This is a genomic window from Collinsella aerofaciens, assembly GCF_015560135.1.
In the GTDB taxonomy this organism is placed as follows: domain Bacteria; phylum Actinomycetota; class Coriobacteriia; order Coriobacteriales; family Coriobacteriaceae; genus Collinsella; species Collinsella aerofaciens_AN.
The window spans coordinates 78,096-85,031 of the sequence record NZ_JADMRH010000009.1 but is presented as its reverse complement, the minus strand read 5'-3'; the positions used below and the strand labels follow the sequence as shown (position 1 = coordinate 85,031).

The window sequence follows — 6,936 nt, the reverse complement described above, 5'->3', positions numbered from 1 at the left end:
GCCGTTTGGCCCCACCCGCATAGCGGGTGGTTTCTGATGCGGCGCGCTGCGCGCCCCGCACAGGCTAAAGCCCGTAATCAAAAAGCCGGGGCCCGCGCGATGCGGACCCCGGCTCAATACCGTGACGATATGTCAGTTACGTTCTACACGTAGAACAGGATGTCGTCGTAGGTCGGAACCGGCCAGTAGTCGGCGGCCACGATCTCCTCCATGGCATCCACGGCGGCGCGCAGCGTATCCATAGCGGGAACGACCTCGTGTGCATACACATTGGCCTGCTCCTGACCATCGAGGGCCTCGGCCTTCTGATGCACGGCGTCGAGCGCCTTGATAGAGTCGTTGATGGCGGTGATGCCGTTGCAGAGCTTGTTGAGCGTGTTCTGCTCGCACTGCATGGCGGCCTCAGCACCGGCGGCACGAATAGTCTCAAGGCCCTTAGCGACCTTGGTGGCATAGGCGGTAATGACCGGGCGATAGGTACGACGCGCCTCGCGAACCATCGTGGTAGCCTCGATGTTCATGAGCTTGTTGTACTTCTCGAGCTTGCAGTCGTAACGGCACTGAGCCTCGGCCTTGGTCAGGACGCCCGTCTCCTCAAAGAGCGCGATAGCCTTATCGGAAACAAAAGCGGGCAGAGCGTCGGCCGTGGTCTTGTTGTTGGCAAGACCGCGCTTCTCGGCCTCGATGGGCCACTCGTCGGAGTAACCGTCGCCGGAGAACAGGATGCGCTGGTGATCGGTCAGCACCTTCTTGCAGTACTCGAGCGCGGCGTCCTGGAACTTATCCTCGGGCGTACCCTCGAGTGCATCGGCGAAGGACTTGAGCGACTTGGCCACGGCGGCATCGAGCACCAGGTTGGAGTCGGAGACGTTCTGCTCGGAGCCGCAGGCACGGAACTCGAACTTGTTGCCAGTGAAGGCGAACGGGGAGGTGCGGTTGCGGTCGGTGTTGTCCTGCATCAACTTGGGCAGGGTATCGGCGCCCAAATCGAGCACGCCGCGCGTGGCATGGACGGAAGCCTTGCCATCGATAATCTTCTCGACGACCTCGGTAAGTTGGTCGCCCAGGAAGATGGACATAATCGCCGGAGGAGCCTCGTTGGCGCCCAGACGATGATCGTTGCCGGCCGAGGCAACGGAGGCACGCAGGAGCTCCTGATAGTTATCGACGGCCTCGATCACCGCGGTGAGGAAGACGATGAACTGCAGGTTGTCGAGCGGGGTGTCGCCCGGGTCGAGCAGGTTCTCGGACTCGGTGCCAAGCGACCAGTTGTTGTGCTTGCCCGAACCGTTGATGCCCTCGAAGGGCTTCTCGTGCAGCAGACAGACCAAGTCGTGACGGGAGGCGATGAGCTTCATCTTCTCCATCATGACCAGGTTCTGGTCGATGGCCTCGTTGACCTCGCCATAGACAGGGGCGAGCTCATGCTGGCAGGGAGCGACCTCGTTGTGCTTGGTCTTGGCGGGAATGCCAAGCGCCCACAGTTCATCGTCCAGGTCCTTCATATAGGCCGAGACGGTAGGGCGGATAGCGCCAAAGTAGTGCTCCTCGAGCTCCTGGCCCTTGCAGGGAGCAGCGCCAAAGAGGGTGCGGCCGGTGATGACCAGGTCTCTGCGCTTGCGGTAGGCGTCCTTCTTGATCAGGAAGTACTCCTGCTCATCGCCCACGGAAGGAACGACCTTCTTGGGGGTCTTACCAAACAGCGCCAAAACGCGCTTAGACTCACGCGAGAGCGCGGTCATAGAGCGCAGCAGCGGGGTCTTCTTGTCCAGGGCCTCGCCCGTGTAGGAGCAGAAGGCCGTGGGAATGCACAGGACATCGTCCTTAATGAAGGCGGGGCTGGTAGGATCCCAAGCGGTGTAGCCGCGGGCCTCGAAGGTGGCACGCAGGCCACCGTTGGGGAAGCTGGAGGCATCCGGCTCGCCCTGGATGAGGTTCTTGCCCGTAAACTTGGTAATGGCGGTGCCGTCGTGGTTGGGCTCCAGGAAGCTGTCGTGCTTCTCGGAAGTAATGCCCGAAAGCGGCTGGAACCAGTGTGCGTAGTGCGTGGCGCCCTTGGAGATAGCCCAGACCTTCATGGCGTGGGCGACGGCGTTGGCCACGTCAAGATCGAGCGGCTCACCGTCCTCGAGGGTTGCAGCGAGGCGCTTCCAAATGTCCTTGGGAAGGTAGTCTTTCATGACTTCCTCAGAGAACACCATGGTCCCGAAGCGGTCAGTAAGATCGGCCATACGGAACTCCCTTCGTATCGGCACCGCGTGAGAGGCGGTGTTGATTACTAACGAACGAGTCATAGGTTAGACTCGTCGTGTTTCCGCAACATTACCGTTATGTTGCTGTCACGAAACCAATCAATGAGGTTACCGCATCGCGGCGGCGTTGCCGCTCTCAACAGCCAATCAACTGTATAAATTGCAGACCGCTCCCCATGGTTTAAGGGTAGTCAATTTGGGAAGGGGCTCTATTAACTGGTATTTCGCATCAGATACCAGTCTTTATAGCCCCATCCTAGATTGACCGCTCTGCTATAGGGAATGTCGATAGCGAGGCATCTTTGATTGGTATCCCCGAATAGCGAGTGAAACTCCACCGTGACACAGTGGTGCTGTAGAATCCTTACAACACATCACACTATTTAAGTATCTAAAGGAGCACGATATGCGCGTCGACGAGGTTTTTAAGCAGGCAGCACCCCAGGGCACCGCACCCGTTTCGTTTGAGATGTTCCCGCCCAAGGGCGAGCTTTCCCTCGACACGGCTCGCGAGGTGGCTGGCAATCTGTGCAAGCTTTCGCCGAGCTTTGTCTCGGTCACCTGCTCGGCCGGCGGCTCGGGCAACGGTGCCACCACCGCCCCCATCGCGCATATGATTACGAGCGAATTCGATACACCCTCGGTGGCACACCTTACCTGCGTGGGCCGCTCGCACGCCGATATCGCCGCCAAGATCGACGAGTATCGCACCACCGGCGTTGAAAACATCCTGGCCCTGCGCGGTGATCTTCCCGCTGGCGCGACCGAGGACGACAAGCCCGCCTCGGACTATGCCTACGCCCGCGACCTCATCCCCGAGCTCGTCGACGCCGGCTTTTGTGTGGGCGCCGCAGCCTACCCCGAGGGCCACATTGCCTGTGAGGACCTCAACGCTTCGGTCGAATACCTCAAGCAAAAACAGGACGCCGGCGCGAGCTTCTTTGTGACACAGCTCTTTTTTGATAACGAGTGCTTCTACCGTTTTCGCGAGCTTGCCGACAAGGCCGGTATCACCGTGCCCATTACCGCGGGCATCATGCCGTTTATGGGCAAGTCACAGATCAGTCGCATGGTCTTTATGTGCGGCGCATCGCTGCCCTCCCCCGTCATCAAGATTCTCGCCAAGTACGAGAACGACCCCGAGAGCCTGCAGGCAGCCGGTGTAGATTATGCCGCCCGTCAGCTTTGCGACCTCAAGGAGCACGGCGCCGACGGTCTGCACCTGTACACTATGAATCGTCCTGCAATCGCCGCAACCATTATGGAGCGCCTGGGGTAATGGAAAAACCGCACATCGATACAACCGCTGTCGAAGTGCCGGCCGACCTTGCGTCGCCGGCGCTTTATCGTATCGATGCTGCCCACCATCCCCGCGTCGACCGTGCCGAAATGTTGCGCTATCTGGGCTACGGCGGTCAGCAGATTGAGCCCGAGTTGTCGCAGCGTATTGAGCTTGTCGTTGAGCGTCTGGAACTGGACATTGAGCCCCGTGGCGTGCGGCGCGTGTTTGCCGTCGATGCCACGGGCGTGGACGAGCAGGGCGAGCCTTGCATTCGCTTGGTCGGCACCAACGTTGAGCTGCGTGGTCGCGACATCTATCGCCATCTCAAAGACGCCCGCTTTGCCGCGCTCATGGCATGCACCCTCGGCATGGACGCCGAGCGTCGTCTGCGCACCACGGGAGCCCAGCAGCCCCTAGAGGGAGCCGTGCTCGACGCCGCATGCTCTGCCTATGTAGAAGCCGCCGTCGAGCAGATGGACCAGCAGGTCAAGGCTGCGGCCACCGCACACGGACTCGCCGGTAACTGGCGCTTTAGCCCCGGCTACGGCGACTGCCCGCTTACGGCACAGCGCTCGATCGTGGCCGCACTCAACGCCACGCGGCTCATCGGGCTTACCGTCACCCCCACCAGCCTGCTCATGCCCACCAAGAGCGTGACCGCGGTGATCGGCCTGTTTGATGGCGAGGTCCACGACGCCCAAAGCCGCCCCACCTGCACTATCTGCCGCATGCGCGAGCACTGCCGCTTCCGCGCCGCCCACACCACCTGCTATTCCAGCCATTAGGAGCTCATTGATGTTTACTCCGCTTATCACTCATGATTCTGACGGTGCTGCGCTGGCGGCACCTGTCAATGCTGCGCGCTGCAACGGGGCTGCATACAAGACGCGCACAATCGACGACCTTCGCATTAAGGACGATCGACTGCGCGCCGCCATCGAGGGCACGGGACACCTGCTGTTCGACGGCGGCATGGGCACCATGCTGCAGGCGGCCGGCATGAAGGCCGGCGCCCTACCCGAGCTGCTCAACTTTGAGGAGCCCCAGGTCATTACCGACATCCAGCGTCAGTACGTCGAGGCCGGCTGCGACGTGATCACCGCCAACACCTTTGGCGCCAACGCGCACAAGCTCGATGGCGCCGCCACCGTGGCAGATGTCTTTGCCGCGGCCGTCACCTGCGCTCGTGAGGCCGGCGCCCGCTACGTTGCCGGCGACATCGGCCCCATCGGCGCCCTGCTTCGCCCCCTGGGTACCCTCAGCTTCGACGAGGCCTACGACCTCTTTGCCGAGGAGGTGCGCGCTGGCGTCGCCGCGGGCGTAGACCTCTTTATCATCGAAACCATGACCGACCTGGCCGAAATCAAGGCGGCGGTCCTTGCCTGCCGCGAGAACTCCGACCTGCCCGTCTTTGCCACCATGACCTTTGAGGAAGACGGCCGCACATTCCTGGGTACGAGTCCCGAGGTGGCCGCCATCACGCTCGACGCCATCGGCGCCGACGTCCTGGGTATCAACTGCAGCCAGGGACCGGCCGAGCTCCGAGGGCTCGCTGCACGCATGCTCACCGTTACCGACAAGCCCGTTATGGTGCAGGCCAATGCGGGACTACCCCGCGTGGACGATGACGGCAATACCGTCTTTGATATCCAGGCACCCGAGTACGCCGAGGCCGTCGCCGGCATGATCGAGGACGGCGTAAGCGTTGTGGGCGGCTGCTGCGGCACCACGCCGGCGCACATGGCGGCCTTGCGCACGCTTATCGACAATCACACGCCCAGCCCGCGCCACCGCAAGCCCAGCATGTCGGTCACGAGCGCCCAGACGGTCGTGGACCTTCCCTGCGACGGCCACAAGATCGCCGTCATCGGCGAGCGCATCAATCCCACCGGCAAAAAGCGCCTGCAGCAGGCCCTGCGCGACGGTGACCTTGACTACGTCGTAAGCCAGGGCATCAGCCAGCAAGAGCAAGGTGCCGATATCCTGGACGTCAACGTGGGCCTGCCCGAGATCGACGAGGTCAAGATCATCCAGCAGGCCACCGAGCAGCTCCAGGGTTCCACGCTCCTGCCGCTGCAGATCGACTCCACCGACCCCGCAGCCGTCGAGGCCGCCGTGCGCCGCTACGCCGGCAAGCCCATCATCAACTCGGTCAATGGCAAACAGCAGATCATGGATGAGATCTTTCCGCTAGTCGCCCACTACGGCACCAACGTCGTCGGCCTCACGCTCGACGAAGGCGGCATCCCCGATACCGCCGAGGCTCGCTTCGCCATCGCCGAGCGCATCGTGGCCGAGGCTGCCCGCTACGGTATCGGCCCAGACCGCATCCTCATCGACTGCCTGGTCATGACCGCCTCGACCAATCAACGCCAGGCCGAACAGATCCTGCGCGCCATGTCCCTGTGCAAGGAGCGTCTGGGCGTCAAGTGCGCGCTCGGCGTGTCGAACATCAGCTTTGGCCTGCCCGCCCGCCCGTTGCTGGGCTCGGTCTTTTTGGCCGCCGCCTTCGGCGCAGGCCTGGACGCCCCCATCATGAACCCGGGCTCCAAGCGCTTTATGGACACCGTTTACAGCTATCGCGTCTTGAGCGTTGAGGACGAGGGCTCGACCGGATACATCGAGCGCTACGCCGGCTGGACCGATCCGTACAAGATCGCCGCGAACCCGGCGGCGGCCCAGGCGGTATCGACCGACGCCGCGCCCGCTGCTGGCACCGCCGGCACCGACGGCACCGACGACCCGATTCGTCGCATGGTCGTCTCGGGCCGCAAAGGCGAAATCGCTGCCGAGACTGAGCGTCTGCTGGCAGATCATGACGCCATGGACCTCATCAACAATCACTTTATCCCCGCCCTCGACGAAGTTGGCGTCCTCTTTGACCAGGGCAAGTTCTTCTTGCCGCAGCTCATGGCCTCGGCCGAGGCAGCGCGTGTGGGCTTCGACACCATCAAGCGGCTGATGCCCGCCGGCGAGATTGCCGACAAGGGCAAGATCTGCGTGGCCACCGTCAAGGGCGATATCCACGACATCGGTAAGAACATCGTCAAGATGCTGCTCGATAACTACGGCTATACCGTCTTTGACCTAGGCCGCGACGTCGACCCGCAAGAGGTGCTCAAGACCGTACAGGAGCGCGACATCAAGCTCGTCGGCCTTTCGGCGCTTATGACTACCACGGTCGTCGCCATGGAGGAGACCATCAAATTGCTTCATGCCGAGGTGCCGGGCGTCAAGATCATCGTAGGCGGCGCCGTACTCACCCCCGAATATGCTAAGCAGATCGGCGCGGACTACTACGCCAAGGACGCCGCCGAAAGCGCTCGTATCGCCGAAGAGGTCTTTGGGCAGTAACACAACGGAAACAACCGAGTACCAAAACGTGCCGCGCGCGCCATTTGG

4 protein-coding genes are annotated in these 6,936 nt (G+C 62.1%); 3 read left to right on the top strand and 1 reads right to left on the bottom strand.

All coding sequences use genetic code 11. The annotated features are described in order from the left end of the window. Positions 1 to 143: 143 nt before the first annotated feature. The gene (locus I2H19_RS05565) at positions 144 to 2,231 is read right to left on the bottom strand and encodes a glutamine synthetase III family protein (protein ID WP_195621871.1); all 2,088 of its coding nucleotides are present in this window, start codon (positions 2,229 to 2,231) and stop codon (positions 144 to 146) included. A 427-nt stretch (positions 2,232 to 2,658) separates the two neighbouring features. On the opposite strand from I2H19_RS05565, the gene I2H19_RS05560 reads away from it, so the two are divergent. The 3 genes from I2H19_RS05560 to I2H19_RS05550 are packed head-to-tail and all read left to right on the top strand — an operon-like array spanning position 2,659 to position 6,888. Continuing rightward, positions 2,659 to 3,531 carry a methylenetetrahydrofolate reductase gene (locus I2H19_RS05560; RefSeq protein ID WP_195621869.1) on the top strand — a complete coding sequence of 291 codons (873 nt, stop codon included), beginning with the start codon at positions 2,659 to 2,661 and terminating at the stop codon, positions 3,529 to 3,531. Next, on the top strand, positions 3,531 to 4,319 hold the full coding sequence (locus I2H19_RS05555) for a hypothetical protein (protein WP_195621866.1): 789 nt from the start codon (positions 3,531 to 3,533) through the stop codon (positions 4,317 to 4,319). Before I2H19_RS05560 ends, I2H19_RS05555 begins: the two co-directional genes overlap by 1 nt. A gap of 10 nt (positions 4,320 to 4,329) precedes the next feature. Beyond that, entirely contained in the window at positions 4,330 to 6,888 is a 2,559-nt protein-coding gene (locus I2H19_RS05550; RefSeq protein ID WP_195621863.1) for a homocysteine S-methyltransferase family protein, read from the top strand. The last annotated feature ends 48 nt before the right edge of the window (positions 6,889 to 6,936 follow it).

Bases quoted from the DNA above. Each gene is read 5' to 3' on its own strand.
- I2H19_RS05565 (WP_195621871.1), bottom strand. From the start codon at position 2,231: ATGGCCGATCTTACTGACCGCTTCGGGACCATGGTGTTCTCTGAGGAA.
- I2H19_RS05560 (WP_195621869.1), top strand. From the start codon at position 2,659: ATGCGCGTCGACGAGGTTTTTAAGCAGGCAGCACCCCAGGGCACCGCA.
- I2H19_RS05555 (WP_195621866.1), top strand. From the start codon at position 3,531: ATGGAAAAACCGCACATCGATACAACCGCTGTCGAAGTGCCGGCCGAC.
- I2H19_RS05550 (WP_195621863.1), top strand. From the start codon at position 4,330: ATGTTTACTCCGCTTATCACTCATGATTCTGACGGTGCTGCGCTGGCG.